General features: G+C 34.1%; 32 protein-coding genes. 14 read left to right on the top strand and 18 right to left on the bottom strand.

The window, feature by feature from the left end:
- Positions 1-30 precede the first annotated feature (30 nt).
- Both yihA and RT037_RS04630 read left to right on the top strand, forming a co-directional pair.
- On the top strand, positions 31-651 hold the full coding sequence (gene yihA / locus RT037_RS04635; RefSeq protein WP_079667604.1) for a ribosome biogenesis GTP-binding protein YihA/YsxC: 621 nt from the start codon (positions 31-33) through the stop codon (positions 649-651).
- Complete coding sequence (locus tag RT037_RS04630) at positions 651-1,094, top strand: GNAT family N-acetyltransferase (protein WP_313028480.1); 444 nt, start codon at positions 651-653, stop codon at positions 1,092-1,094. The genes yihA and RT037_RS04630 overlap by 1 nt, the downstream gene beginning before the upstream one ends.
- 180 nt (positions 1,095-1,274) lie before the next feature.
- Here the strand turns inward: RT037_RS04630 and RT037_RS04625 are convergent, their stop codons facing one another.
- Together RT037_RS04625 and RT037_RS04620 are read right to left on the bottom strand one after the other, a co-directional pair.
- Complete coding sequence (locus tag RT037_RS04625) at positions 1,275-1,940, bottom strand: response regulator (protein ID WP_313028478.1); 666 nt, start codon at positions 1,938-1,940, stop codon at positions 1,275-1,277.
- A gap of 9 nt (positions 1,941-1,949) precedes the next feature.
- Positions 1,950-3,638 carry a tetratricopeptide repeat protein gene (locus tag RT037_RS04620; protein ID WP_312321919.1) on the bottom strand — a complete coding sequence of 563 codons (1,689 nt, stop codon included), beginning with the start codon at positions 3,636-3,638 and terminating at the stop codon, positions 1,950-1,952.
- An 88-nt stretch (positions 3,639-3,726) separates the two neighbouring features.
- Between RT037_RS04620 and RT037_RS04615 the strand changes: the two genes are divergently transcribed.
- The 3 genes from RT037_RS04615 (at position 3,727) to RT037_RS04605 (ending at position 7,033) form a co-directional block, all read left to right on the top strand.
- Positions 3,727-4,314: a SprT-like domain-containing protein gene (locus tag RT037_RS04615; RefSeq protein WP_312321920.1), complete on the top strand. Its 588-nt coding sequence runs from the start codon at positions 3,727-3,729 to the stop codon at positions 4,312-4,314.
- A 3-nt stretch (positions 4,315-4,317) separates the two neighbouring features.
- A complete protein-coding gene (locus RT037_RS04610; RefSeq protein ID WP_313028476.1) occupies positions 4,318-5,394 on the top strand; it encodes a mannose-1-phosphate guanylyltransferase in 1,077 nt (358 codons plus the stop codon).
- 106 nt (positions 5,395-5,500) lie between these two features.
- Positions 5,501-7,033 carry a YifB family Mg chelatase-like AAA ATPase gene (locus tag RT037_RS04605; protein WP_313028474.1) on the top strand — a complete coding sequence of 511 codons (1,533 nt, stop codon included), beginning with the start codon at positions 5,501-5,503 and terminating at the stop codon, positions 7,031-7,033.
- Here the strand turns inward: RT037_RS04605 and RT037_RS04600 are convergent.
- From RT037_RS04600 to RT037_RS04565, 8 genes are all read right to left on the bottom strand, one after another.
- Entirely contained in the window at positions 7,030-7,425 is a 396-nt protein-coding gene (locus RT037_RS04600) for a hypothetical protein (protein WP_313028473.1), read from the bottom strand. The genes RT037_RS04605 and RT037_RS04600 overlap by 4 nt on opposite strands.
- Positions 7,426-7,428: 3 nt before the next feature.
- Positions 7,429-8,829, bottom strand: a complete 1,401-nt coding sequence (locus RT037_RS04595) for a nucleoside recognition domain-containing protein (protein WP_313028472.1) — start codon at positions 8,827-8,829, stop codon at positions 7,429-7,431.
- 69 nt (positions 8,830-8,898) lie between these two features.
- Positions 8,899-9,411, bottom strand: a complete 513-nt coding sequence (locus RT037_RS04590; protein ID WP_313028471.1) for a DUF6973 domain-containing protein — start codon at positions 9,409-9,411, stop codon at positions 8,899-8,901.
- Between the two features lie 33 nt (positions 9,412-9,444).
- Complete coding sequence (accD, locus tag RT037_RS04585; RefSeq protein ID WP_313028470.1) at positions 9,445-10,296, bottom strand: acetyl-CoA carboxylase, carboxyltransferase subunit beta; 852 nt, start codon at positions 10,294-10,296, stop codon at positions 9,445-9,447.
- Positions 10,297-10,393: 97 nt separating this feature from the next.
- Positions 10,394-11,461 carry a class II fructose-bisphosphate aldolase gene (fbaA, locus tag RT037_RS04580; RefSeq protein WP_312322906.1) on the bottom strand — a complete coding sequence of 356 codons (1,068 nt, stop codon included), beginning with the start codon at positions 11,459-11,461 and terminating at the stop codon, positions 10,394-10,396.
- Between the two features lie 209 nt (positions 11,462-11,670).
- Positions 11,671-12,222 (bottom strand): hypothetical protein, encoded by a 552-nt coding sequence (locus tag RT037_RS04575; RefSeq protein WP_313028469.1) that lies wholly within the window; start codon positions 12,220-12,222, stop codon positions 11,671-11,673.
- Positions 12,223-12,225: 3 nt separating this feature from the next.
- On the bottom strand, positions 12,226-12,783 hold the full coding sequence (locus tag RT037_RS04570) for a hypothetical protein (RefSeq protein WP_313028468.1): 558 nt from the start codon (positions 12,781-12,783) through the stop codon (positions 12,226-12,228).
- Complete coding sequence (locus RT037_RS04565; protein WP_313028466.1) at positions 12,704-13,219, bottom strand: hypothetical protein; 516 nt, start codon at positions 13,217-13,219, stop codon at positions 12,704-12,706. The genes RT037_RS04570 and RT037_RS04565 overlap by 80 nt, the downstream gene beginning before the upstream one ends.
- A gap of 36 nt (positions 13,220-13,255) precedes the next feature.
- Between RT037_RS04565 and RT037_RS04560 the strand changes: the two genes are divergently transcribed.
- Complete coding sequence (locus RT037_RS04560; protein ID WP_313028465.1) at positions 13,256-13,594, top strand: helix-turn-helix transcriptional regulator; 339 nt, start codon at positions 13,256-13,258, stop codon at positions 13,592-13,594.
- On the opposite strand, the gene RT037_RS04555 is transcribed toward RT037_RS04560, so the two are convergent.
- The 4 genes from RT037_RS04555 to RT037_RS04540 all read right to left on the bottom strand — a co-directional run bounded on the left by RT037_RS04555 (position 13,591) and on the right by RT037_RS04540 (position 16,742).
- Positions 13,591-14,460, bottom strand: coding sequence for an NAD kinase (locus RT037_RS04555; protein WP_313028464.1), 870 nt, complete (start codon positions 14,458-14,460; stop codon positions 13,591-13,593). The genes RT037_RS04560 and RT037_RS04555 overlap by 4 nt on opposite strands.
- Positions 14,461-14,463: 3 nt before the next feature.
- Positions 14,464-15,117, bottom strand: a complete 654-nt coding sequence (locus tag RT037_RS04550) for a CBS domain-containing protein (protein ID WP_079667593.1) — start codon at positions 15,115-15,117, stop codon at positions 14,464-14,466.
- A gap of 254 nt (positions 15,118-15,371) precedes the next feature.
- On the bottom strand, positions 15,372-15,905 hold the full coding sequence (locus RT037_RS04545) for an RNA methyltransferase (protein ID WP_313028463.1): 534 nt from the start codon (positions 15,903-15,905) through the stop codon (positions 15,372-15,374).
- Positions 15,906-15,908: 3 nt separating this feature from the next.
- A complete protein-coding gene (locus RT037_RS04540) occupies positions 15,909-16,742 on the bottom strand; it encodes a bestrophin family protein (RefSeq protein WP_313028462.1) in 834 nt (277 codons plus the stop codon).
- Positions 16,743-16,910: 168 nt separating this feature from the next.
- Here RT037_RS04540 and mutS point away from each other — a divergent pair, with 168 nt between their 5' ends.
- Positions 16,911-19,499, top strand: a complete 2,589-nt coding sequence (mutS, locus tag RT037_RS04535) for a DNA mismatch repair protein MutS (protein ID WP_313028461.1) — start codon at positions 16,911-16,913, stop codon at positions 19,497-19,499.
- Between the two features lie 58 nt (positions 19,500-19,557).
- On the opposite strand, the gene RT037_RS04530 is transcribed toward mutS, so the two are convergent.
- The 4 genes from RT037_RS04530 to RT037_RS04515 all read right to left on the bottom strand — a co-directional run bounded on the left by RT037_RS04530 (position 19,558) and on the right by RT037_RS04515 (position 21,152).
- On the bottom strand, positions 19,558-19,839 hold the full coding sequence (locus RT037_RS04530; RefSeq protein WP_313028459.1) for a hypothetical protein: 282 nt from the start codon (positions 19,837-19,839) through the stop codon (positions 19,558-19,560).
- A complete protein-coding gene (locus RT037_RS04525; protein WP_313028458.1) occupies positions 19,820-20,137 on the bottom strand; it encodes a hypothetical protein in 318 nt (105 codons plus the stop codon). The genes RT037_RS04530 and RT037_RS04525 overlap by 20 nt, the downstream gene beginning before the upstream one ends.
- Before the next feature lie 291 nt (positions 20,138-20,428).
- The gene (locus RT037_RS04520) at positions 20,429-20,887 is read right to left on the bottom strand and encodes a hypothetical protein (RefSeq protein WP_313028457.1); all 459 of its coding nucleotides are present in this window, start codon (positions 20,885-20,887) and stop codon (positions 20,429-20,431) included.
- Complete coding sequence (locus RT037_RS04515) at positions 20,865-21,152, bottom strand: hypothetical protein (RefSeq protein ID WP_312323774.1); 288 nt, start codon at positions 21,150-21,152, stop codon at positions 20,865-20,867. Before RT037_RS04515 ends, RT037_RS04520 begins: the two co-directional genes overlap by 23 nt.
- Before the next feature lie 620 nt (positions 21,153-21,772).
- Between RT037_RS04515 and RT037_RS04510 the strand changes: the two genes are divergently transcribed.
- The 7 genes from RT037_RS04510 to RT037_RS04480 all read left to right on the top strand — a co-directional run bounded on the left by RT037_RS04510 (position 21,773) and on the right by RT037_RS04480 (position 24,823).
- Positions 21,773-22,132 (top strand): hypothetical protein, encoded by a 360-nt coding sequence (locus RT037_RS04510; RefSeq protein WP_313028456.1) that lies wholly within the window; start codon positions 21,773-21,775, stop codon positions 22,130-22,132.
- A gap of 124 nt (positions 22,133-22,256) precedes the next feature.
- A complete protein-coding gene (locus RT037_RS04505) occupies positions 22,257-22,640 on the top strand; it encodes a DUF2809 domain-containing protein (RefSeq protein ID WP_313028455.1) in 384 nt (127 codons plus the stop codon).
- Position 22,641: 1 nt separating this feature from the next.
- A complete protein-coding gene (locus RT037_RS04500; protein ID WP_313028454.1) occupies positions 22,642-23,013 on the top strand; it encodes a hypothetical protein in 372 nt (123 codons plus the stop codon).
- Positions 23,014-23,029: 16 nt separating this feature from the next.
- Positions 23,030-23,236: a DUF6688 family protein gene (locus tag RT037_RS04495; protein ID WP_313028453.1), complete on the top strand. Its 207-nt coding sequence runs from the start codon at positions 23,030-23,032 to the stop codon at positions 23,234-23,236.
- Entirely contained in the window at positions 23,233-23,583 is a 351-nt protein-coding gene (locus RT037_RS04490; RefSeq protein ID WP_313028451.1) for a hypothetical protein, read from the top strand. Before RT037_RS04495 ends, RT037_RS04490 begins: the two co-directional genes overlap by 4 nt.
- 161 nt (positions 23,584-23,744) lie before the next feature.
- Positions 23,745-24,362: a hypothetical protein gene (locus RT037_RS04485; protein ID WP_313028450.1), complete on the top strand. Its 618-nt coding sequence runs from the start codon at positions 23,745-23,747 to the stop codon at positions 24,360-24,362.
- An 86-nt stretch (positions 24,363-24,448) separates the two neighbouring features.
- Entirely contained in the window at positions 24,449-24,823 is a 375-nt protein-coding gene (locus RT037_RS04480; RefSeq protein WP_313028448.1) for a hypothetical protein, read from the top strand.
- The last annotated feature ends 436 nt before the right edge of the window (positions 24,824-25,259 follow it).

Here is a 25,259-nt window from a genome sequence, read left to right as displayed (position 1 = left end):
TAAATCTTAATGGTTTTTAATTAATAGATTATGTTAATCAAAACAGCGGAATTTGTAAAAAGTAGCGGAAAATGGCAAGAGTGTCCTGATGCTACAATTCCAGAATATGCTTTTATTGGAAGATCAAATGTTGGAAAATCGTCACTTATTAATGCGATGATGAATCATAAAGATCTTGCAAAAACATCTCAAACGCCTGGTAAAACCCAACTTATTAATCACTTCCTTATTAATGAAGAATGGTATCTAACCGATCTTCCAGGATATGGTTATGCGAGAGTGTCGAAAAGCACAAGAAAGGATTTCGAGAAACTTATTACCAATTACATTCTTAACCGTAAAAATCTGGTGAATCTATTTGTGTTGGTAGACGTACGTCATACGCCACAAAAGATCGATCTAGAATTTATGCAATGGTGCGGCGAAAGTGGAATTCCGTTTTCGATAGTGTTTACAAAAGCTGACAAACTAAAGCCTGGAGGCGCACAACGTAATGTTGACACCTACGAAACCGAACTTCTTAAAACTTGGGAAGAAGCGCCACAAATGTATATTACATCTGCTGAAAAAAAACAAGGCGGCGACGAAATCCTAAAATATATCGAGCAAACCAACCAATATTTACAAAAAAATAAAATCCGTTTCGACTAATGGTACTTTGGAAAATTAAAGCATTTGATGAGATTACAAGAGATGAGCTTTATGCAATCCTGAAAGTTAGACAAGAGGTTTTTATTGTCGAACAAGAGACTTATTATCTAGACACCGATGATACAGACCAAAAAGCTTTGCACGTTTGGGCAGAACTCGACGGCAAAGTCGTTGCTTATTGTCGTGTTTTTGATAAAGGAATAAAATACGATGAAACCAGTATTGGTCGCGTCTTAACACATCCAGACTATCGTGGACTAAAACTCGGTCGCACATTAATAACTTATGCGATTAGCTGCATCGAAACGCGTTACAAAACATCTAATATCAGAATATCGGCGCAAGATTATTTAATAAAATTTTATGGTGATTTTGGTTTTATCCCAACTGATAAAAAATATCTAGAAGACAATCTTCCCCACACAGAAATGTATCGCATTTAACGATAAAAAAAGAGGTCTAGTTCTTTCGAAATAGGCCTCTTCGCAAAAAATGTAAAGTGTGTGTGTGTGTATTTTAATGTGTGTTTTTGGTCAGAAACAAATTACCTTGTTTCTTGAAAGCAAAACTACAAGACTTTAATTGATAAAAAATACGGGAAACCGTAAAATGATGTTTTATTTTTAAATAATTCCTAAATCTTTGCAAAAAGCGACCAATTGCGCATTGTTAGGAAGATTTAATGAATCTCTTAAAAGACTAATTCTTTTTTCAACGCTACTTAACCCAAAAGGTTTTAGCTGTTTTTCTTCCAAATAGACTGGGATTTCTTTGACTTTAATGCCTTTTGCGAGAAGATCAATCACGCTGATGTCGTAATTGCTGAATTCAAAAGTATTGAGTTTTCGCACAGAATTTTTCACATCTTCAGAAAAGAATTTTTCATCATTCTGAATGGCTTCTAAAGCATGTTTCAGGGTTTTTGAGTCGGATCTCGCCTTTCTAACAAACGCATTGATATTATAATTCTTCACCAATCGATCTACGACGCCAGATTTATCATTAGCTGAAAAAACTAAAACCTTAAGTTCTGGTTGCAATTTTTTCGCGGCTTTTATCAAATCTTCTCCGTCTTTTAAGGTTTGAACATAATGATCTTCTTCAAAATTAAGGTCTGTTATTAAAAGATCATAAGCTTGGTTTTCTTCAATTGCTATTCTAATTTTAGAAAGTGCATCATCGCAATAATACACAAAATCAACATTAGGTATACCAAATTCTTCCAACATTTTTTGTAATGAAAAATTGGTCGATTCAAAATCTTCAGCTATTAAAACTCGTTTTAACATGTACAGGATTTAGGATTGATGTGGAATTTCGATATTAATTTTCAGTCCGTCATCATTTGAGCTTTCAAAAATAATTTTTCCTTGCATTACAAAAATACGGTTAACCGTATTTTTCAATCCGTTTTTGTGTTGACAATCTTGCATCCCAACGCCATTGTCTTTGTACGAAATAAGAATTTGTTGGTTATGATTTTCAAATTTTAAAATCACACGACTCGCACGACTGTGTTTTCGCATGTTGACCAAAAGCTCTTGTATTACAATAAATATTTGACTTTGAGACTCTTTATTGAATTTAGTCCAAATCTCATCCGAATTTCCGACAATAAAAATCTGAATATTCTCATTATCAAACGATCGAATCATTTCTGACAATTTTTGATCAAAGCTTTTATCATCTATAATTTCTTCGTCATAAGAGATATTTCGAGACTTTTCGTACATCTCTTCCAGCTTGTACAAAATACTATTACGATCGATATCTTCCTTGTTTTCGATTTCTGTCATAACCCGATAAAGTCCGTTGGCAACAACATCATGAACTTTTTTTGAAGTGACGAGCTTGTTTGTTTTCACAAGATTTTCAGCTTCTAATTTTAACTTTAACCGTCGTTTTTTAAACCTATAATAAAACAAACCAAGCGTCCCCAAACATACAATAATAAAAGCAATTACAACATATTGCTGTTGTCGAATTTGATACTTTCTACTTAGATTTTCAATTTTAAGTTGTTCGTTTTCAAGCTTACTTTTTTCACTTTCGTAACGAATTAAAGCAAACTGATTTTTAGCAATTATATTAACAATATGCAGACTATCGTCAATCTTATGAAATTCTTCGAAGTAAGATTTCGCTTTAGAAGGACTGCCAACTTTAATCATTTTTTGCAAAGCTTCCATTTGATCTTGCGGCGACTTCAAGACTTTTGCTTTATTGTACATTAGCTTCGAAAAATAAAACGCAGAGTCTTTATTCTTCTCCAAATAATAATCCGAAAGATAAGCGTATCCCGCATCCAGTCCCCAATCGTCCTTCTCTTGCTCACATATCTTTAAAGCTTTATCAAAATATTTTCTAGGTTTAAAATCGACATCAGAAGAATATTTTGCTCTTGCAGAATTCATGAGAATTCGAGCGTAAATTTCGTCTTCAATTTTATTTTCTTCTAAGAGTTTTTGATAAATGTTTGATGCGTCATCGTATTTTTTTTGGTTAAAATAAGTGTTCGCCAAATTATTATTGAGCATTAAAATCTCGTCGTCATCATTCGAATACAGAATTGCTTTTTTATAAAACTTAATAGCATTATCATAATCTTTTAAGTTATTAGAAACAACACCAAGATTGTTATAATTGCTTGCCAGAAAGGCATGATGCGACGTGTCGTTATCTTTCAAAAACTCAAGAGCCGCCAAACTTGTCTCTAGACTTCCATAGTTATCGCTCGCTTCTTCTTGGATAATCGCCATATTGACAAGACTTTTTGCTGCCGCAAAACTATCTTTCTCACGAATAGACAGGTCTTTAGCTGCATTAAGATAATAAAACGTGCTATCCTTCTTCCCTTCTGCAAAAACCTTCCAAGCTTTTTTGTAAAAATGATTATCTGGTCGTTGTTTTGGAAGATCAGCAACGGTTTTATTACAAGAATTTAGAGCAAATATTAAAAATGAAAAAAGTAAAAATCTCTCTGACAATTGGTGTTTTGTTTAATTTTTAAAATTACAAATTCTTTTTATCTTTACTGTCTACTTTTATAATGATAAATGTCCGTTGAATCTACCTATGTCGATTGAAACTTTAAAATCTTATCTCCCTGAAAATGCTTTATCCTTTTTAAAAATCTGGTTTGCGGATTATCCGATACATATCAAAATTACACGCAATCGGAATTCTAAACTTGGTGATTATCGAAAAATGCCTGATCAGTCGCATCAAATTACAATTAATTCGACGCTTGAACCTGATTTGTTTTTCTTTGTTTTAACACATGAGTTAGCACATCTTATCGCTTTTGAAAAATTTGGGCGCCGAATTTCGGCTCACGGTAACGAGTGGAAAACAACTTTTGCACAAATGATTTTAGAAAGTTTAGACATCTATCCGCAGGAGTTACAATTAATATTAAAAAAGTTTTCAAAAAGTCCAAAGGCTAACTTTATGTCAAGCTCCGATTTGGTTAGATATTTTCATTTTGATCAATTAAAAGATGATGAAGTCTTCATGGAATCTTTACAAATTGGCGATCGTTTTATGTATCGAGAAGACGCATACAAAGTCGAAGAGAAAAGAAAAAAGCTATATCTTTGCATTAATTCCACAAATGCTAAAAAATACTTGTTTAAACCATTAGCAAAAGTTCAAAAAGTGTAAAGTATGAACAACCATTATTGTGTTATTATGGCAGGCGGCATCGGAAGTCGTTTTTGGCCAATGAGCACAAAAAAATTTCCGAAACAATTTCAAGATATCTTAGGTGTTGGCAGAACTATGATCCAACAGACCTATGACCGCATAAGTCAGATTATTCCGGACGAAAACATTTTTGTTATCACCAATGCCGAATATACCGAGCTTGTAGAACAACAACTACCAAAAATTTCGAAAGAGAATATTGTTGGTGAACCTGTGATGAAAAACACCGCAGCGTGTAACATCTACATGGCAAAAAAGATTTTAGCAATTAATGAAAAAGCTAAGATGATTGTTCTACCCGCAGATCATTTAATTTTAAATGAAATCACATTTCTCAAAAAAGTTGAATACGCCTTTAGTGTAATTGAAGAAAAAGATTATCTGGTAACATTGGGTATCACACCTACACGTCCTGATACAGGTTATGGTTATATTCAGTTTATAAAAAAAGATAAAGAGGAAATCGCAAAGGTTAAAACTTTTACTGAAAAACCAAATTTAGAAATCGCTAAAACATTTTTAGAATCTGGTGATTTCCTATGGAATGCTGGGATATTTATTTGGAGCGCAGAAACTATTATTTCTTCATTTGAGAAGTATCTTCCCGAGATGAATCATCTTTTTGACAGTTGCGATTACAATGCTAAAAACGAAAAAGATTGCATCGCCTTAATCTATCCAAAAATAAATAAAATCTCAATTGACAACGGTATTCTAGAGAAAGCTAACAATGTCTATGTCATCCCGTCTAATCTTGGTTGGAGTGACCTTGGGACGTGGACTTCTGTCTATACTAATGCTCAAAAGAATGATGACAATAATGCCATCAATTCTAAAAACGTGTTGACTTACAACTCCAAAGGAAATGTTATCCGTGTGAAAAACCAAAACAAAGCAGTGGTTATTGACAACCTCAAAAACTATATTGTTGTTGATACCGACAAAGCTTTGCTAATCTGTCCTCGCGATCATGATCAATTAATAAAAGATTATGTTCTTGATCTAAAAAATCTAAAAAAAGGAGAACGCTTTATGTAAAACTCTTTTCAAATATTAATAAATGCTTTAGAAATTTCTAAAGCATTTTTTTATGAAATGATGTTTGTGATTAAATATTTACTAACTTTAATAAAAACAAACATCAATGCTGACAAAAATCTATGGAAGTACCATTCATGGTGTTTCCGCCATTACAATTACTATCGAAGTTAATGTTGACCAAGGTGTCGGCTATCATCTTGTTGGCCTTCCTGACAACGCTATTAAAGAAAGTAGTTACCGAATTTCGGCCGCGTTAAAAAATGTTGGCTACAAACTTCCAGGAAAGAAAATCACCATTAACATGGCGCCAGCCGATCTGCGAAAAGAAGGCTCCGCTTACGATTTAAGTATCGCAATTGGGATTCTTGCTGCATCTGGAATGATAAATGGCGAAAATGTCAGTAATTATATCATCATGGGCGAATTGTCTTTGGATGGTGGTCTACAACCTTTACGAGGGGTTCTTCCAATTGCTATCAAAGCCCGAGAGGAAGGTTTTAAAGGCATTATTCTTCCTATCCAGAATACACAAGAAGCAGCAATTGTCGACAATCTAGATGTTCTTGGTGTCGAAAATATAAAAGACGTCATCGATTTTTTTAATAATGAAAAAACAATTGAACCAACAATCGTTGATACCCGAACACTGTTTAATGAAAAAGTAACAAATTTTCCTTTTGATTTTTCTGAAGTTAAAGGACAAGAAATGGCAAAACGCGCCATCGAAGTTGCCGCCGCTGGCGGCCATAACATTATCCTAATTGGTCCTCCTGGAAGTGGCAAAACCATGCTTGCTAAACGTGTTCCGAGTATTCTTCCGCCTTTAACTTTACGAGAAGCCTTAGAAACAACTAAAATCCATTCGGTGGCAGGAAAGATGGGCGCGGAAACTTCGCTAATGACCATTCGCCCTTTTCGTTCGCCGCATCACACCATCTCCGACGTCGCCTTGGTTGGCGGTGGAACCAATCCACAACCTGGCGAAATATCTTTAGCGCATAATGGCGTTTTGTTTTTGGACGAAATGCCAGAATTCAAACGAAGTGTTCTCGAAGTGATGCGACAGCCTTTGGAAGACCGCGAAGTTACTATTTCGAGAGCGCGATTTACGGTTAATTATCCTGCAAGTTTTATGTTGGTAGCAAGCATGAATCCTAGTCCGTCCGGTTATTTCCCAGATGATCCCAACAACACGTCGTCAGTGGCCGAGATGCAGCGTTATATGAACAAACTTTCGGGTCCTTTATTAGATCGAATCGACATTCATGTAGAAATTCCTAAAGTGGAATTTGAGCAACTGTCGGACAAGCGAAAAGGCGAACTTAGTGAAAACATTAGATTACGAGTGATGAACGCAAGGGAAATTCAATCCAAAAGATTTGAATCCGAAAACATTAATTACAATGCGCAGATGCCACCAAAACTTATTGAAAAACATTGTCAGTTGGACGAAACTTCTCAAAACCTCATCAAACTTGCGATGGCAAAACTTAATCTTTCAGCAAGAGCTTTTGACAGAATCTTAAAGGTATCAAGAACGATTGCTGATCTTGAAGCTTCCGAAAACATCCAAAGTCATCACATTTCTGAAGCGATACAATACAGGAGTCTCGACCGCGAATTTTGGAATGCTTAGTTTTCTAGTTTAGATTTTAAAACAGAAATTCTATTGATGATTGGCAATGCGAAAATGCCACTTTTTTGTAAGTACAATTCGTAGAAGGTTTTTGCTTTTTCGGCAAAGTCAAGGTTTTCGGTTTGGTTAAAATGAAACTGAAAAACATTCCCCAACATTTGATAATAATCCACATGATCACGCTCCTGACGTTCGTTAACCAAATCTATAATCTCAGAAGTTGACATTGCAGATAATGTTTTAAAATCAAATTTAAAAATATCCTTCATCAACGAGTCGAAATCCAAATCTTTTTGCATTAAACTTTCGTCAGGTTTTCCCAACAAAATCTTTTCTAAAGCTTGCGTCAATTGTCGAATTAAACGCAACGTAAAATCTTTATCTTGAATCATATTTTAACCAAAAAATAAATAAGCTAATGTAATCGCTGTAATAACGCCAACCAAATCTGCCAACAACATCGCACCTACCGTATAACGCGTATTTTTTACAGCAACAGAACCAAAATAAACGGCAATTACATAAAAGGTCGTATCCGAACTTCCTTGCAAAATCGCTGACAAACGGCCAGCAAAACTATCTGCTCCAAAAGTCGTCATGGTGTCCACCATCATACCGCGAGCACCAGAACCAGAAAGCGGTTTTATCAAAGCTGTTGGCAAGCCATCTACAAATCTTGTATCCAGATGAGCAGATTGCGCTAGCCATTTCATGCCATCGATGATCACTTCAAAAACGCCGCTCGTTCTTAACAACGAAATCGCGATTAACATCCCAACCAAATACGGAATAATTTTAACACAGGTTGTAAAACCTTCTTTCGCGCCGTCAATAAACGCATCAAAAATGTTAATCTTCTTGTACATTGCGCCAAGCACTATCGCAAAGAAAATCAATAAAATAAGTCCATTACTCAAGACTTTAGAAAAGACATCCAATTCGTCTTTACTAAGTTGCACAAGATAGACAACCAATAACGCAATAATTGCGGAAATCCCACCAACATAAGCTAAAACTACAGGTTGGAAAAGATTGATTTTTTGTTTAATAGAGACAATAATCATTGCTGCCATTGTTGCAAAAAATGTCGCAATCATACATGGCAAAAATATATCTGTCGGTGTCTCTGAGCCCATCGACGAACGAATAGCGATAATGGAAACCGGGATCAACGTCAAGCCACTGGCATGCAAACACAAAAACATAATTTGCGCATTACTCGCTCGATCTTTGTCTGGATTTAAGGACTGTAAACTTTCCATTGCTTTGAGTCCGAAAGGCGTTGCTGCATTATCTAAACCTAAAAGATTAGCACTAAAATTCAGCATCATGTGTCCAAAAGACGGGTGATTTTTTGGAACTTCAGGAAATAGTTTTGAAAAGAAAGGTTGTATTAAACGACTCAACAAATTGATACCTCCAGCACGTTCGGCAATACTCATAAAACCCATGAATAATGCCATAATCCCAATAAGTTTTAAACAAATATTAACCGCAGTTTCGCTAGTACCAATAACGCCGTCCGTTGATTGTATACGATAAACGCTTACATTATTAAGCGAATCTTTTTTGTAATGAATATGTGAAGTCTCGAAATCGGCAGATTTCTGAAGATTAGCTTGGACTTCTGGAGAAAATGTAGTTATCGGTTGCTTCGAAATTTTTATTGTGTCGCCCCCTTTCCCAACAACCATGTCGTTAAAAATCTCTTTATAATTATCGGACGAAATGTATTTGATTCCTGCAACCACTATCGCAATAATGATAAAGGCAGACCAGATGCGGCTAAGTACCATTTAATTTTAATTTTAGTAAAAATAAAAGATTTTATTAAATCTAAGATGCGAAAACTGAATGATTGCTTGTTATTCTCTTAAATAAACCAAACGATCATCCAGCTTTTGATCTAGATTTTCGAGGATAACGGCTTCTTTGGTTTTCTTTTGAAGCTCATCGATAAAGAAAGTGGTTTCGAAAAACTGTCGATGTACACCAGACAACAAGCTCATAAAATACTTAAGTCCTATTTCGTTATTATGTTTATCCATCATAGTTTCGAGAGGTTGGTTCGGGAAAAGATCTTCGTGTAAGTCCGTTAATTTCCGACACCATTTCAAAGACTTTTCGGGTGACGACACTTTACAGAAATACATCATGATTAAACACACCCAAAACGAATGTCGAAATGCATTACCAGCGCCGCTAGTTGAACTTGTTTTGGGATACAATTTTTTAGCAATGCTAAAAGCTCTAAAACTTGCATAAAAATATAAAATCGAAAACAATGGATGTCCAATGCCAATTCCCAAAACGACCATTATCTTTTTGAAAGACAGTGACCTAAGCGCATTAAAAAATATTGTAATAAACTTCCTCATACAAAAAACTCTCACTTTCGTGAGAGTTATATTTTAAGCGTGCATCAGCAACTTTATCGTTTTTGCGAGCGCTTCTTTAACCTCTGTACGTTTAACAATAAAGTCTACAAAACCTTTCTCTTGTAAGAATTCAGCAGTTTGGAAACCTTCTGGCAAATCGCGTCCAATTGTTTCGCGGATAACACGAGGTCCCGCAAACCCTATCAAAGCGCCTGGTTCAGCAATAATAATATCTGCGGTCATCGCAAAAGACGCCGTTACACCACCAAAAGTTGGATCGGTAAGATAAGCGATATACGGAAGACCAGCATTTGACAATTGTGCCAATTTAGCTTGTACCTTCGCCATTTGCATTAAAGAATAAGCTGCTTCCTGCATACGTGCACCTCCCGACTGACAAATAATCATGAAAGGCAATTTGTGCTTCATAGCGTAATCGATAGCTCTCTTGATTTTTTCACCCATTACAGAACCCAAAGATCCTCCAATAAAAGCGAAATCCATACAAGACACTACCATTTCTACACCATTAACCTTCCCTGTTCCGTTACGTACAGAATCGTTAAGTTTGGTTTTAGCTTTTACTTCTTTAAGACGATCAGTGTAGGCTTTTGTATCTTTAAATTTAAGAATATCAACACTTTCTACATTGGCATCAAGTTCTTCAAACTTTTGATCATCAAATAAAATATCAAAATATTCTCTACTTCCGATTCTTACATGGAAACCATCTTCTGGCGAGACATAATTGTTCGCTTTTAGCTCTTCAGCTTCGATAATTTTCCCTGTGGGAGTCTTGTGCCATAGACCTTTAGGAAGATCTTTTTTGTCCTCAGTAGAGGTTGTAATATTTTGCGCTTTTCGTTTAAACCAATCAAATGCCATTTTATCTATATTTATGTAGAATGTATTATGTAAAATGTACAAATCAAAAGCATTTTAATTACTTTATGCTTTGTACATTCTACATTTTACAAATTTATTAAAGTGTGTTGACGTTGTTAAGATCTTCGAAAGCTTGTACTAAACGCGCAGAGAAAGTATCTTCACCTTTTCTCAACCATACTCTTGGGTCGTAGAATTTCTTGTTAGGAGAATCCGCACCGTCTGGGTTACCAATCTGAGTTCTTAAATAGTCAATTTTTCCTGTCATATAATCTCTTACACCTTCAGTATAAGCAAACTGAAGATCTGTATCGATATTCATTTTTACAACACCGTAGCTAATCGCCTCACGAATCTCTTCTAGTGTAGATCCCGATCCTCCGTGGAATACGAAGTTAATTGGCTTAGCTGCAGTTCCGAATTTTTCTTGAACAAACTTCTGAGAGTTATCCAAAATTTTAGGTGTAAGAACAACGTTACCTGGCTTGTAAACACCGTGTACATTACCAAATGCCGCTGCAATTGTAAAGTTATCAGAGATAGCTTTTAGTTTTTCATAAGTCAAAGCAACATCTTCCGGTTGCGTGTATAACAAAGAGTTGTCAACGCTAGAATTGTCAACACCATCTTCTTCTCCACCAGTTACTCCGATTTCAACTTCTAATGTCATCCCTAGTTTTGCCATTCTTTGGAAATATTCCGCAGAAACACTCAAGTTCTCATCTAGAGGCTCTTCAGAAAGATCCAACATATGAGACGAGTACAAAGACTTACCAGTTTCTTTATAGAAAGCTTCGTTAGCATCCATTAATCCATCAATCCAAGGCAACAATTTCTTTGCACAGTGGTCCGTATGTAGGATAACTGTTGCGCCATAAGCTTCTGCCAATGTGTGGATATGCTTAGCACCAGCGATAGCACCAAGGATTGCAGATTTTTGTCCATCGTTAGAAAGTCCTTTACCTGCATTGAAAGCTGCTCCTCCGTTAGAAAACTGAATGATCACCGGCGCGTTTAGCTTAGCAGCGGTTTCCATAGTTGCGTTAACGTTGCTAGATCCAATAACGTTAACTGCAGGAAGTGCAAATTGATTCTCTTTTGCGTAATCAAAAATTTCTGTTACCAAAGATCCTGTGGCTACACCAGCCGGAAACTTTCTACTCATAATTAATGTTTTTAATAGATTTATTTTAGTTTGCTAATTTACGAATTATTCACAAATCCGAATCATGATTTTTTCTAGGGCTAGATATATATAATTTAGTCTAAACACAAAAGCTGTCATTTTCTGACAGCTTTTTGCGATATACTATAAAGATCTCAATAGCTTTAATCTAGCTAAAAAGCATCTTCGAAAATAAACTAGTTGCAAGACTAAAAATCATATCCAATCTTAAAACTGAGGTCAGGTCGAAGCTGGGTCGGATAATTGTCTTTTAATATTTTCCCTATTCCTAAACCAATTCTAAACTCGTAGTTGAATTGTTTGCCAAAATTTCTTCTTATCCCATAATTAGGTGTAAAATATATTGCATCATTAACCATAACATTATCTGCATTAGAAATAACAAACCAATCTGGGAAATACTCTATTTTTAATGCAAGATAATTGGCAGAATTATTAGTTATATTTTTTCCCTTCCCTACTCTCCCATCAGTATTATAATAGTATTTTGGCATTAAGGAAATAGATGGTGAAAAAGCGAAGTTAGTTCTTGTATATAAATCTCCACCCCATATTGACGGATTAAGTGAGAATTGACTGCGCAAAGCAATTGCGTCAGAAATTTTTAACTCATTATATATGTCTACACCAAGAAATCCTATCTGCAAACCTGTGACAGACTTTTCCACACTAGCGTTACTTGTCTGAGAAAAGCCTAGTATTCCCATTAAAATCCCAAATAAAAAAAATATTTTCTTCATGTTCTAAAAACTTAAACCAAATTTAATCCCCGTACTTCCAAAGCTATAACCTTTATTATTATATACATCTTGTTGGTTTTTAATTTCAAGTGATACAAAGAGTTTTTCATCAAAATCACCAGTAATAACTAAGCCTATCCCAAAAGCACTGCTAAAACCATTTGCAAAAGCAGGAGATAAAGAAATATTTTTTCCAAAATTTCCATACACAAAAAAAATATTTTCTTCAGAATCAATTGGTTTGAAAAAATATTTTATATCTCCTTTCATGGGTAAAAATAGGCGATGATATCCTGTTTGCTTTTCTAATGCGAACATTGCTGACAATATCACACGATTATACAATTTAAATCCTTGTGTTGTAAATATTTCAAATGAAAACTCTTTAAAAGCTCTTCCTTCACTTTTTTGTAAATAATCAGCATTTCTATCAATTGATGTAGAAATACCTACACCATAAAAGCCAATATAACTACTTTTACTAGATGAATTGTCGTTTTCTTGACATTGACAGAAGATTGGTACATTTATTAACAATACTAATAAGAAGATTTTTTTCATTATTGTTCAATTTATTTAATGCATTAGATGTTCGCATATATCGCTTATTAGTCTTTAGCTTTTCAATTCTCTGAAGAATTTTATTCTGAACTAAATCTTCATTATCTTTAGTAAGAATAGGTCGCAAAGATATAATATTTTTAGTATCAATATAATTTGCTATAACTTCGTCCTCCGCATCTTTAAGATTATTATAGGTTACTTGCAAAGATTCTTTGTTTGGAAAATACAACCTTCCATCTTTAACTGTTCCTTCTTTAATCTCAATGTCATTTGCATTGGACGTCTCATTTGCAATAAGTGTTTCTTCTCTACACGAAATACTAGCTACTAAAAAACAAGCTAGAATAGAATTAAGTAATTTATTTTTCATCATTATGATTTTTAATTGCCCAAAACTAAGAATCTCATGCTTCCCAAAAAAATCTATTTTCACATATTTACTGATAAATTTCGCATATTTAAACATTAAATGCTATTTTTAAGAAAAAAACAAATGATAAAATTTATTACTAAAAAGATTAAATTCTTAAGAAAACTGAAAAACTATTCGCAGGTTGACATGGCAGAAAAACTAAACATATCACAGTCTGCCTATGCTAGAATGGAACGAGGAGAGAGCAACTCATGGGCTCTTTACATAATGAAACTTAGTGAAGTTTTGGATGTGGAACCAGAGGAGCTAATTTTTGACAATAATAATGTAAAAAGTGATTTTAGTGAAACTCTCTCAAAAAAATTAATCGAACAATATGAAGCAAGAATCTCTAATCTAGAAGAGCAATTGAAATATTGGAAAACAAAAACTTAGTTTCTTTTATCAATCCCCCAAAGCAGTTTTTGTCGGATGGTTTCGTAGAAGCTAAAATTATTTGGAATAATAAGACTAAGGCAGAATTCCCCTTTTTCAAGATAGATTTCATTACCAATATCCATATAATATAATCGAGAATCCAATGACAGTGTAAACTGCGTCGATCGGCTTTCGACGTTCAACGTAATTTTTGCATCATCATTAACAATCAAAGGTCGAACGTTAAGGTTGTGTGGCGCAATCGGTGTGATAACAAAATTACCATTAGTTGGCGAAATAATTGGACCGCCACAACTCAAAGAATAAGCGGTGGAACCTGTCGGCGTCGAAATAATCAAACCATCACCCCAAAAGACATTCAAGAAATCATCATTAATATAAGAATCAATTGTGATCATCGAGGTCGTTTCTTGTCGTGACAAGGTCACGTCATTCAACGCGTACGGAAAGTCAATAGAATTAGGTTTCGAAGTCGTTACTTTTATGATACTTCGTTTACTGATGGTGTAGTCTCCTTTTAGGATAACATCAATTTCTTTAAAGATTTCCTCTTTTTTAAAATTCGCCAAAAAGCCCAATCTTCCCATGTTAATCCCAACAATCGGAATTTCCAACTCTTGGATAAAAGACATCGCGCTAAGAATCGTCCCATCGCCTCCAAAACTGAAAACATAGTCCACACCTTTAGCTTTTAGATCTTCTTTAGTTTGAAATGTGTCGTAACTACTAGAGAATTTCATGTTTTTTGCCATGTCTGCGTGCAACACAATTGGGATGTGTCTTAACTCCAACTCCGAGATAAACTTATTGAGATACAAAAAGCTATCAAAATCTTTCTTTTGAGAATATATTGCTGCAACCATAGCCTAAAACTCCAAGTATTTTTGGAAAAATCCAAAGCGATCTTTTAACAGATCTTCTTTTTGATCGTTATAAAATTTATTAATCACGGTATATCCAAAACGCTCAAAAGTCTCATCAATAGAGCTAAGATTGTCCTGACTTATTTTTAAAGTTAATTCGATGTGATCTTCTTTAACAGCCGTTATAAAACAACCATAAAGTTTAGAATTGTTACTTTCTATAATCTTAGCCACTTCAACCATCGAATAATGTAGACTGTTAGTTTGCACCGTCAATATAGCGCCAGCTTCCGAAAATATTGGATATTTTGAAAACTCGCTAAAGATATCATCACAACAGATATAGCCGAGAAATTTTTCGTCACTATTAATAACTGGGACAACATTGGTATTAAAAGTATGAAACAACTTAATAGAATCCCAAATGTTACTATCTTCCGAAATTGCAAATTTCTCGAAGTGCATCGCAAGACTACCCAACTGCCCTTCTGGACTATCTTCCAAAAAAGACTGACTAAGCGCACCCATGTAGATGCCCTTCTTTTTTATGAAAATATGTGAATATCCAAATTCCTTTGCCAACTCCGAAGCTTCTTCAATAGAATCGGAAATGCTGAACGCCGGAAAATCTTTGGACAAATAGTCTTTTATATACATATTGCTAAGTTAAAAAAAGCATTCGAATTCTTAGAGTCTGTTTATGGTTTTTAATAAAATTTTTATATTAAATCCTTTCGCAATTTTGGTAGAAAATATCAAACACCCCACAATTTAGTATTCTTCGAATAACTTTTTGTCAAAAAAATTTGGTTTTTAAAAAATAAAAAGCTTACCTTTGTCGCCTTTCATTTTTACTTTTTATTAGATTTATTTCGAACTGCACTGGCAATTGCTAATGCAGTTTTTTGTTTTTATACACCTAGCGCTTTCGCAAATTCCCACATAACAATCCCTCCACACACGCTTACATTAAGGGAATGCTTTGTCCCAAGTTGTGGAATTTCTAGCAAAACATCACAGTCCGAAACAATCTCATCACTGATGCCGTCTACTTCGTTTCCGAGAACTAAGGCATACTTTTTATCCTTATTTATTTCAAAATCTGTTAAAATCACACTATCAGTGGTCTGTTCGATACCACAAACTACGAAATCGTCGTCTTGCAATTTCTTGATCGTCGACTTCACATCTTCGTCATATTCCCAAGTTACACTTTCGGTGGCGCCTAGGGCAGCCTTGTGAATTTCGCGATGTGGCGGTTGTGGTGTTATGCCACACAAGATAATTTTTTCAATTAAAAAAGCATCAGCCGTACGAAAAGCTGCACCAACATTGTGCATACTTCTTACGTTATCCAACACAACAACTAAAGGAATTTTCTCAGTTTCCTTAAAAGTTTCGACATCGATTCTTCCTAGTTCTTCTAGTTTTAATTTTCTAGCCACAATCTATTTTTTAAATATTAAATCCACATTTTTACCAATATTCTGAGCCAAAGTCTCCATTGGGATGTCGTTAACGTCATTATTAAATGGATCTTCGATTTCTTCTGCGATAATCTCCAAACTCATCAAAACATAGTAAATAAACATGGTCAAAGGCACCATAAAATATCCAATATTAATAACATACGCCACAGGCAAAGCCAAAACAAAAAGCAAAATAAACTTTTTGATAAACGATGAATAAGAATATGGAATTGGTGTATTTTTAATTCGTTCGCAACCGCCAGTAAGTTCTAGAAAACCCGATAACTGGTTCTCCAAAAACAAATAATCAACATCTGTAATAATACCTTCTCTGTTAAGTTGCTTAATTTTTTGCATTAAAATAGAAGCCAACTCAATGGGAGCATTGTGTTTTAATCCTTCTTCAAGTTTCGAAAACTCTTCATCCAAAGCCAATCTAGTGGATTCTTTAGAAAGATGTTTGGCCAGAAACAAAGGAAAATAGCGCAAATATTTTGCAATTTGATCTTTGTGATGTTGTTCTTCTTTTGGTAAAATTGCATTAATCTTGATAGCAAAATTTCTAGTATCATTCACCAATTTTCCCCAAAGTTTTCGCCCTTCCCACCAACGGTCGTAGGCGGTATTTGTCCTAAAAACCAACAACAAAGAAAGCACAAAACCCAACATACTATGTACCAAACCAACATTAGTAACCGTCGATTTGCTTGTCAAATCTAGATATTCGATTTCTAAATAAGCGATGCCGAAAGAATACAAACCTACCAATAACATTGTCGGAAACAATAACTTCAGCGTATCTGTTTTGTGCAAACTCAGAACGGTTTTTAGAAAGTCTTTGGTGTTATATATGCGCATCGTAACGACAAAGATAAAAATTCTATCTTTTTTGTCTTCTTCAAAAAGATAATTTCTGTTAATTCTGGTCGAAACTTTTGAAGCCTAAACGAATTTCGTATTTTTGAAATCCAATTTTTGATTATGGCAAAGGCAAAGAAAGAAACTCCGTTGATGGGTCAATACAATACAATAAAAGCTAAATATCCAGACGCTTTGTTGCTATTCCGTGTTGGCGACTTCTACGAAACTTTTGGCCAAGATGCCATCAAAACGTCCCAGATTTTAGGCATTGTTTTAACCAAACGTGCTAATGGTGATGGTCACATCGAGTTGGCTGGCTTTCCGCACCATTCTGTAGATTCTTATCTTCCAAAGTTGGTAAGAGCTGGGATGCGTGTTGCGATTTGCGATCAATTGGAAGATCCAAAAATGGTGAAAGGTATTGTTAAACGTGGTGTTACAGAATTGGTAACGCCGGGAGTTACCTTTAACGATCAAGTTTTAACATCGAAGAAAAACAACTTCCTACTTTCACTTCACAAGGAAAAAGAAAAATTCGGAATGGCTTTGGTCGATGTTTCGACAGGAGAATTTTTAGTAAGCGAAGGTCCATTGGAAAAGCTTTTACACATTGTTCACACTTTTGATCCAAGCGAAATTATTTATCAACGAACTTCCGAACTTCCTAGCCAGCTAAAGAATAAAAACTCTTTTAAACTAGAAGATTGGGCATATCAATATAATTATGCTTACGAAAAGCTCACTTCGCATTTCAAAACCAACTCGTTAAAAGGTTTCGGGATTGAAGATCAAAAGTTAGGCGTAACGGCAGCAGGTGCTATTTTCGCTTATTTGGTGGAAGATACACACCATGCACTTTTACAACACATCACCAAAATCCAAAATATTCCGCAAGACGATTATTTGATGATGGACAATTTCACTTTAAGAAATTTAGAAATCGTTTATTCATCGAATTATCAAGGCAAATCTTTACTCGATATTATTGATAAAACTAAAACGCCAATGGGCGGACGTTTGTTAAGACGACGTTTGATTTTACCTTTAAAAAACATCAGCGACATCAACAGAAGACTCAGCCTGATTGAGTTTTTAAATAAAGAAGATCATTTAAAATACGAAATTGAAGAACTTCTAAAAGGCATTTCTGATTTGGATAGATTGGTTGGTAAACTGGCTGCGGAGAAGATTTCACCGAAAGAATTAGGTTATCTTCGTCAATCGATTATCAATATTCAAGAGATAAAAGCCAAACTCCACAATTTCCCCGATGTAATGGCGTGGATTGATCCTTTCAACAATATGGAAGACCTCATCCGATATTTGCAAACACATCTTAACGAAGATTTGCCTGTTAACATCAACAAAGGAAATGTCATTAAAGCTGGGATTTCTGAAGAGCTGGATCACCTGCGCGGTTTACAAAGTAAAGGTCGTGGCTTTTTGGATGATATGTGCGCACGAGAAATTGAACGTACAGGAATCTCAAGTTTAAAAATAGATTTTAATAATGTTTTTGGCTATTATATTGAAGTCCGAAACACGCATAAAGACAAAGTCCCTGAGGATTGGATTAGAAAACAAACTTTGGTAAATGCCGAACGTTACATCACTGAAGAACTTAAAGAGTACGAAAGTCAAATTCTCGGTGCCGAAGAAAAAATCTCGCAACTGGAACTTCAACTCTATAGAAATTCTTGCGAAGAAGTTTTGATCTATATCGACCAAATTCAAGAAAATTCGCGTCTTGTTGGCGAATTAGATTGCGCTGTTGGGCTGTCAAATCTTGCCATTGAAGACAATTATACAAAGCCAATTCTTAATGATAGTTTTGCAATTGACATCAAAGAAGGTCGCCATCCAATTATTGAAAAATCGCTTCCACTCGGTGAAAAATACATTCCGAATGATATTTTTTTAGATAAAGATTCTCAGCAGATTATTATGGTCACTGGTCCCAATATGGCTGGTAAATCGGCGATATTGAGACAAACTGCTATTATTGCTTTGTTAGCACAAATTGGAAGTTTTGTTCCTGCTAAACATGCAGAAATCGGCACTTTAGACAAAATATTTACAAGAGTTGGTGCCACAGATAACATCTCTGCGGGGGAATCTACCTTTATGGTGGAAATGAATGAAGCCGCGAACATCCTGAATAATATTTCGGAGCGAAGCCTTATTCTGCTAGACGAAATCGGTCGCGGGACTTCAACTTATGATGGTGTTTCTATCGCTTGGGCTATTGCAGAATATCTTCATCAACACGCGTCGCAAGCCAAAACTTTGTTTGCAACACACTACCATGAACTCAACGAAATGACATTGAATTTTGAACGTATCAAAAACTTCCACGTGTCAATCCAAGAGAATAAAGGCAACATTATTTTTCTTAGAAAATTAGTGTCTGGCGGTAGCGAACACAGCTTTGGTATTCATGTTGCGAAGTTGGCTGGGATGCCTTCAAAAGTGGTAAATAGAGCTGGCGAAATTTTAAAAACTTTAGAATCCAACAGAACATCGTCAGAGAATTCTGGAGAAAAAATAAAACGTGTGACCGAAGAAAACATGCAGTTGTCATTCTTTCAATTAGACGATCCCGTTTTAGAAAATATTCGCGAAGAGTTGACAAAAATCGACATTAATACATTAACACCAATTGAAGCTTTGATGAAGTTAAACTCCATCAAAAAAATGATTGGTGGTTAATCTAAAACGTGGAAATCAACTGCTGAACGGCTTTTCCGTCAACTATTTCCAAACACTTTCAGTAAGCGCCAGCGCCATCACTGTTTTGCGAATAAAAGAAATAAGTGCGATCCTCAAACTTAGAAACGCCAATGTAATCTGTGTTTATAGCAAACTGAAACATATTTTTGACGGCTTCTTTAGGAAACGTAATTTTAACTTTGTTATACGTTACAATCACTTTGTCTAACTCATTCATTTCAGGAAGAATATCACCCTCAATTCCCCAATGTCTTGCGTCGTTAATTTTCGAAATAAAATGACCGTCGCTTTTCGTTATTTTATGTTTTTTTAACGTCAAAATCTTTTACTGTCATTTCTAAACTAAAATTTTCGTCGAACAACATATAGCCGTTTTTGATTTCTTTAACTGAAAGATTTGTAAAATACCACGTAGTATCTACTTTTTGTTTTAGCTCATCGGTATTTCCTTTCTTCTTTCCTGCTTTTTCAAAAGAGGATTTGAGGCTAGGTTTTTCGTTAATTATCAACTGAAAAAAAATATCGTTAGCTCTGTTTTTAATTTTCACATAAGACAAAATTTGAGTTTTATTATTTCCTAAACTATCTTTGCCAATGAAGTTTTCTAATAATTGCAAAGTAGCCGAAAATGTAACTCTCTTAACCTTTCAACCGTTAAAAAGACTTCCATTTATAACTATTAAACAGTCTGATAATTTATCAACACTGAAAACATCATACACATTTAACAATTGCACGTGAGATTCCTTGAAATCACCTTGCGTGAAATCCCAATTGCGCTTTTTTGGTGCTTCCTTTTTATCTATCGTTTTCTTGGCGCATGATGTCAGAAGAGAAGAACTTAATAATAAAAATAGAAGTTGTGTTTTAATGTTTTTGTAGATTTTTCATGCTGAATCATTTAAAACTTAATTCCCTTTAATGAATTTCAAGATTTTATCAAAATAAGTTTCGTTTGGGTTTTCGATAATATTCCCACAAACGAAACATTCAATTTGATTCTTTTTGCTAAAATTTGCCTTCAAATCTTCCCATTGATAATAGGATAGTTTTTTGAATGCTGGATTATCATATACAACATCATAATTTAAGATTTTGTCCGACCCAAATCTTTTGCAGAATGCATTTTTGGGTTTTGGCGTTTTAAGTAATGTTTCGATTTTATCTAAAAAAATTTGTCTTTTTTCAAAGATAAAATTTGCTATTTCTTCCTGAGTTTCTGGCGTATATTGAGCAAATCTGTACTTGTAGAAAAACGCCAATTCTTGGTCTGTAAAATCTTGCAAACTGATTAAAATAGCACTTATTTTGATGAAAAAATTAAAGTCGACATTGTGTGGAAAGCTACAAGCTGGATGCAATAACACCGTAATATGCCAAAATGGAAACCATTAGCCAAGCAATTTCCGCTGAAATTTGTTTTTCCTGGTTTATGAAAACAATACTTTCGTAAATAAGAAAAATAACCGATCCTAAAACGGCAATAACTGAAATAACAAAAACACCTAAAATGATGTTTTCATAATGCATCCACAGATAAAAATAGTTTTTGAAAAAAGAATGTTGAATCGCAAAAAGAATAATAAATGCGTACACCGAAAGCTGGATTTTAAATATTTTCGCGAGATTCATTGGATCTTTGTTTTATAGATTAAAGAATCGCGATTAGACGTTTTCACTTTCAAAGAGTCGAAATATTGGCGATGCTCAAAGTTTTTATCGAAATCCGCAACATATTTTCTTATCAATTCTAAACTATCTTTCGAATGATCTTGGGCAAATAATTCGAGGCCAAAATTTTGTTTTTAAGTGATTTTTCCTGATTTTAAATCACGAAAATAACAAAACTTATCCACGACATTTCCTGTTTGCATTTCTAATGAATATTTTGCATTCAGATCAGAAATGAGATTACTTGTTTTTAACGAAGGTCTATATATACGCATCCGTTTCATTTCCCAAATAAAAGGATTTAAATAAATAAGCATCGGCAAAAGTATGGCTGCAATTGGAAGAAACGTTATAATTTTTTTTCATTTTTATTTATTTAAATAAAATTGTAGAACTGGTTCTAAAATCGGAAATTGTATCTTTTTGGTGATAAAACAATTGACTTTCAAAAACAGCTGAATCAATAGTTATTCTATAAAAATTTTTATTGATCAGAAAGTCATAGGTTTTAGATGTCCTTGGCGAAAACTTGTCAAGCTCTTTTTCGTTTTGTGTTAAAAGGTTTGATTTTAAATAACTAAATGATCCCAGATATTTATAAAAATATTGGCGGAAAAATCAAGGGTCATTTTACCAATAAAAAAGTGCATGAAAATCTCTTTATAAAACAAACTAAAAAAGGACACGGAAATTCTTTTGAAGATGGCGTTCCTGACGAATATACTTTGCTATCCGATATGAAAACTACTAAAGCTTTAAAAATATGTTGTTGCGAAGCGACTTTAATAAATGAAGGCGACTTGAATGGCGATGGATTGGACGAAATATCTGTTGTACAAGCACCATTGAATGGCTGCACTTACACATTGAGTACTTTCACCAATGTTAATGGGACTTGGAAAAAACTTTTCGAGCCTTTCTTGCTTTCAAATGGATGCTAACCAATTAATAACAAAGATTTGCTCGATAAAGTATTTGTTGAAAAAGGAATTATTTACAGTTTGCAAGTTGATCCAAATGATGAAAACCAAAAACCGAAAAAATTAAAAAAGAAGAAAAACTAGTATGAAATTAACATTCAATTTTAAAAACCTCATCATTGCAGTTATTATTTTCATTATCGAGTTTTTAATTGCCACAACTTTTAAAGATATCGTCTTCGTAAGAGCTTATCTAGGCGATGTTCTTGTCGTGATGTTGATGTATTATTTTGTGAAGGCTTTTGTAGAGGTTGACAATACCAAATTAATAATTGCGCTTTTAATTTTTTCTTGTGTTATTGAGTTTTTGCAATACTTTCATTTTGCAGAGATGATCGGTTTTAAAGATAATAAAATCGCGATGATTGTCCTCGGCAATTCTTTTAGTTGGATCGATATTCTGTATTATTTGGCTGGTGGATTAATATTGTATTTAATTGAAGTCTTAGCAAAATCAAAGTCTCGTTAGTATGGCAGGAATTTTAGTTTTAGCAATAATTATTCTGGCCGTTGTTATTTTCTTTTTTTCAACAATTGAAATAAAAGGGAAAAGAATTTCGGTTGGCAGCATCACATTTTTATCGAGCTACTTTCTGTCCTTAGTTGTCTTTGTTTTTGGTTTGATGACGCATGCTGAAGATTTTAATATTGCTATTGATCCTATTGATTCTTGCTACATTCCGTCCGGGGGAAAACATATTTTTAGTTTGCTTTTTTACTTTATCATTTTTAATATTTCCGCATTTCTTATTTGGAAAAAAGGACGGATTCTTCCTCTTTTAAGTTTAGTTTTAAGCTTAATATTTTTAATAATTGATGCGATTATTAGCTTTGATGTTTAGATAATGCTCTCGAAGAATGTTGCAGGATTTTTCGCCAAAAATTCATGGGATTGTCCGCAGAAATTATGACAAATACGTTTATAATTTATCCAAAAATATAAACTCCGAATTGGGTTCTAACCTTACTTATATTTTGATGAAACCTTTGGAACTGATATTTCTAATTTCTTTATATCTTTTGGAAACCAAACCTGAACAAAAAATTTCTAACCAATACCGATGAGTGCATTATTAAAATCTTTCCTGAAACGATTATTGCTAATTGTCATCCCGATGGTTGCTTTATATTTCTATGCACAGATAGCTTTTGAAGCCAATAGTCGTCGCGAACATCGTACCGATGCTGGACTCGGAATTGCATTTCTTGCGACTGGACTTTTGCTGGTTTTGTTTCTGATTTTTCTTGTTGATATCATTAAAAAAATCCGAATCAAAAACTATAATATTGTAAAAATTGATGCCGTTTTTCTTTTGATTTTATCAACGCCAATTGCGTATCTCATTTGTCAAATCACAAGCCGAAATTGCTTTTGCACAAGTATTATTAAAATTGGAGATACGCTATTTTAAAATTTAAAAATGATGAAAAAATTAATCTTACTTTTTGTCTTATTTACCTTAACTAAAACTGTTTTTGGGCAAGAAAAAAAATCTGTTTTGCTAACAAAAGCTTTGCAGCAACTTAATCTAAAGGCATCTCAAATAACCTGAATCTTTTCACCGAAAAAGTTTTGCCCAACAATAAAGCGCAAAGTGTTCTTCTGATTCCAAAATATAAAACCAACGAGCAAGATGAATACGGAAATTATTTTTTAGTGATGGATGCCATTGTTCTGGTTGTTGACAACGCCTCTGGAAAAATCCTTTATCGAAACATCGAGCCAGAAGCTTGGGTTTCTGATGCGATGATTTTGGAAAGTCTTGTTATTGACACTGGATTGTATATTCTTGCAGATCAAAAAAGAGCTTTTGGTGTACGTGTTAGTACACATAATACGAGCGGACCCAATCCTTTTGCACTGGAAGAATTAAAACTGTATCTCGTCGATAATAAAAAACTTAACAGAATAACAGACAACATTACAGTCTATCAAAATTCTGGCGATTGGGATACGAAATGTAACGGCGAATTTTCGACAGAAATTACAAGTATCGAAGTCGATAACAAAAATAAAAGTAATGGCTTAAATAATCTAAAACTAAAAACTAGCATTAAAAAAGAAATCAGCACTTTGATAAAAGGCGATTGCAAAACGAAAATTGTTGACACTAAAGAAAATGTGGTATTAAAATTTAATGGAAAAACATATAAAAAACATATAAATAAAACTAAAAGAATAAAATTTTGAAACGACTTTATCTTTATCTATTGTCCAATTTTTTTGTGCTTTTTATTCTTAGCTTGCTAATCTCACAGGTATTAATACGTTTATACATGGACGACGCAGACAATTCGGAAGGCAAATTCGTACAGTTTTTGATGTTTATTGTTGCCGTTTTATCAATGCAAGCGAGTATCTTTTTGAGTGTTTCGAGTGGAAGTATTTTTCTAAATTTAATTCCTGCAGTTCGGAAAAATTGGCTGTTATCTTTTATAAGTTTTTGCGGAATTTCCTTAGGCTATTTAGTCTATCTTTTCTGTGATAATCTTAGTGATGCTTTTTCTAAAATAAGTGACTTTATTAAAGCAACAAAACCTTATTTAATCATGCTTACAACGCAATTTATTTTGACTTTTATAAGCTTTATTATTTTTAGAAAACGATTTAACAATATGGGAACTTCAAAACTAACTACCAATGACGATTGATATTTTACATACTTTCTCTGACATTATTTTTGGTTTAAAACCTTTAGCGCAATGAAGAAGATTTTATCATAACACTTATTTTATTCGGCGCATTTGTCTTTTTACTATTTTTAATTTTAGGTGTTGTTAGTAGACTTTTGTTTATCGTCATTGTCATTGGTTTGGTGAGCGCTGGTATTATTTCGACATCGGTTTTGGTAGGATTTCAGCAACGATCTGTCAGCAAAGCATTTAAAACATTTTTCATAGTTTCACCCACATTCGGCAGTACAATCGTTTCAGTAATTGCATTTTTGTTCACTAATATGGTTTACAAATGGGAACAAAAAGATAGTTCTATTTTCGCCAGAATCCTTTGTGGAATTGGGTTTGGATGTTTATTCGGATTTTTGATGTACAAGGCTTTACATAAAATAATCTTATTTCTCCAACGAAA

Source organism: Soonwooa sp. (assembly GCF_032062245.1).
Lineage (GTDB): Bacteria > Bacteroidota > Bacteroidia > Flavobacteriales > Weeksellaceae > Soonwooa.
This window is presented reverse-complemented; position numbering and strand designations above follow the sequence as displayed.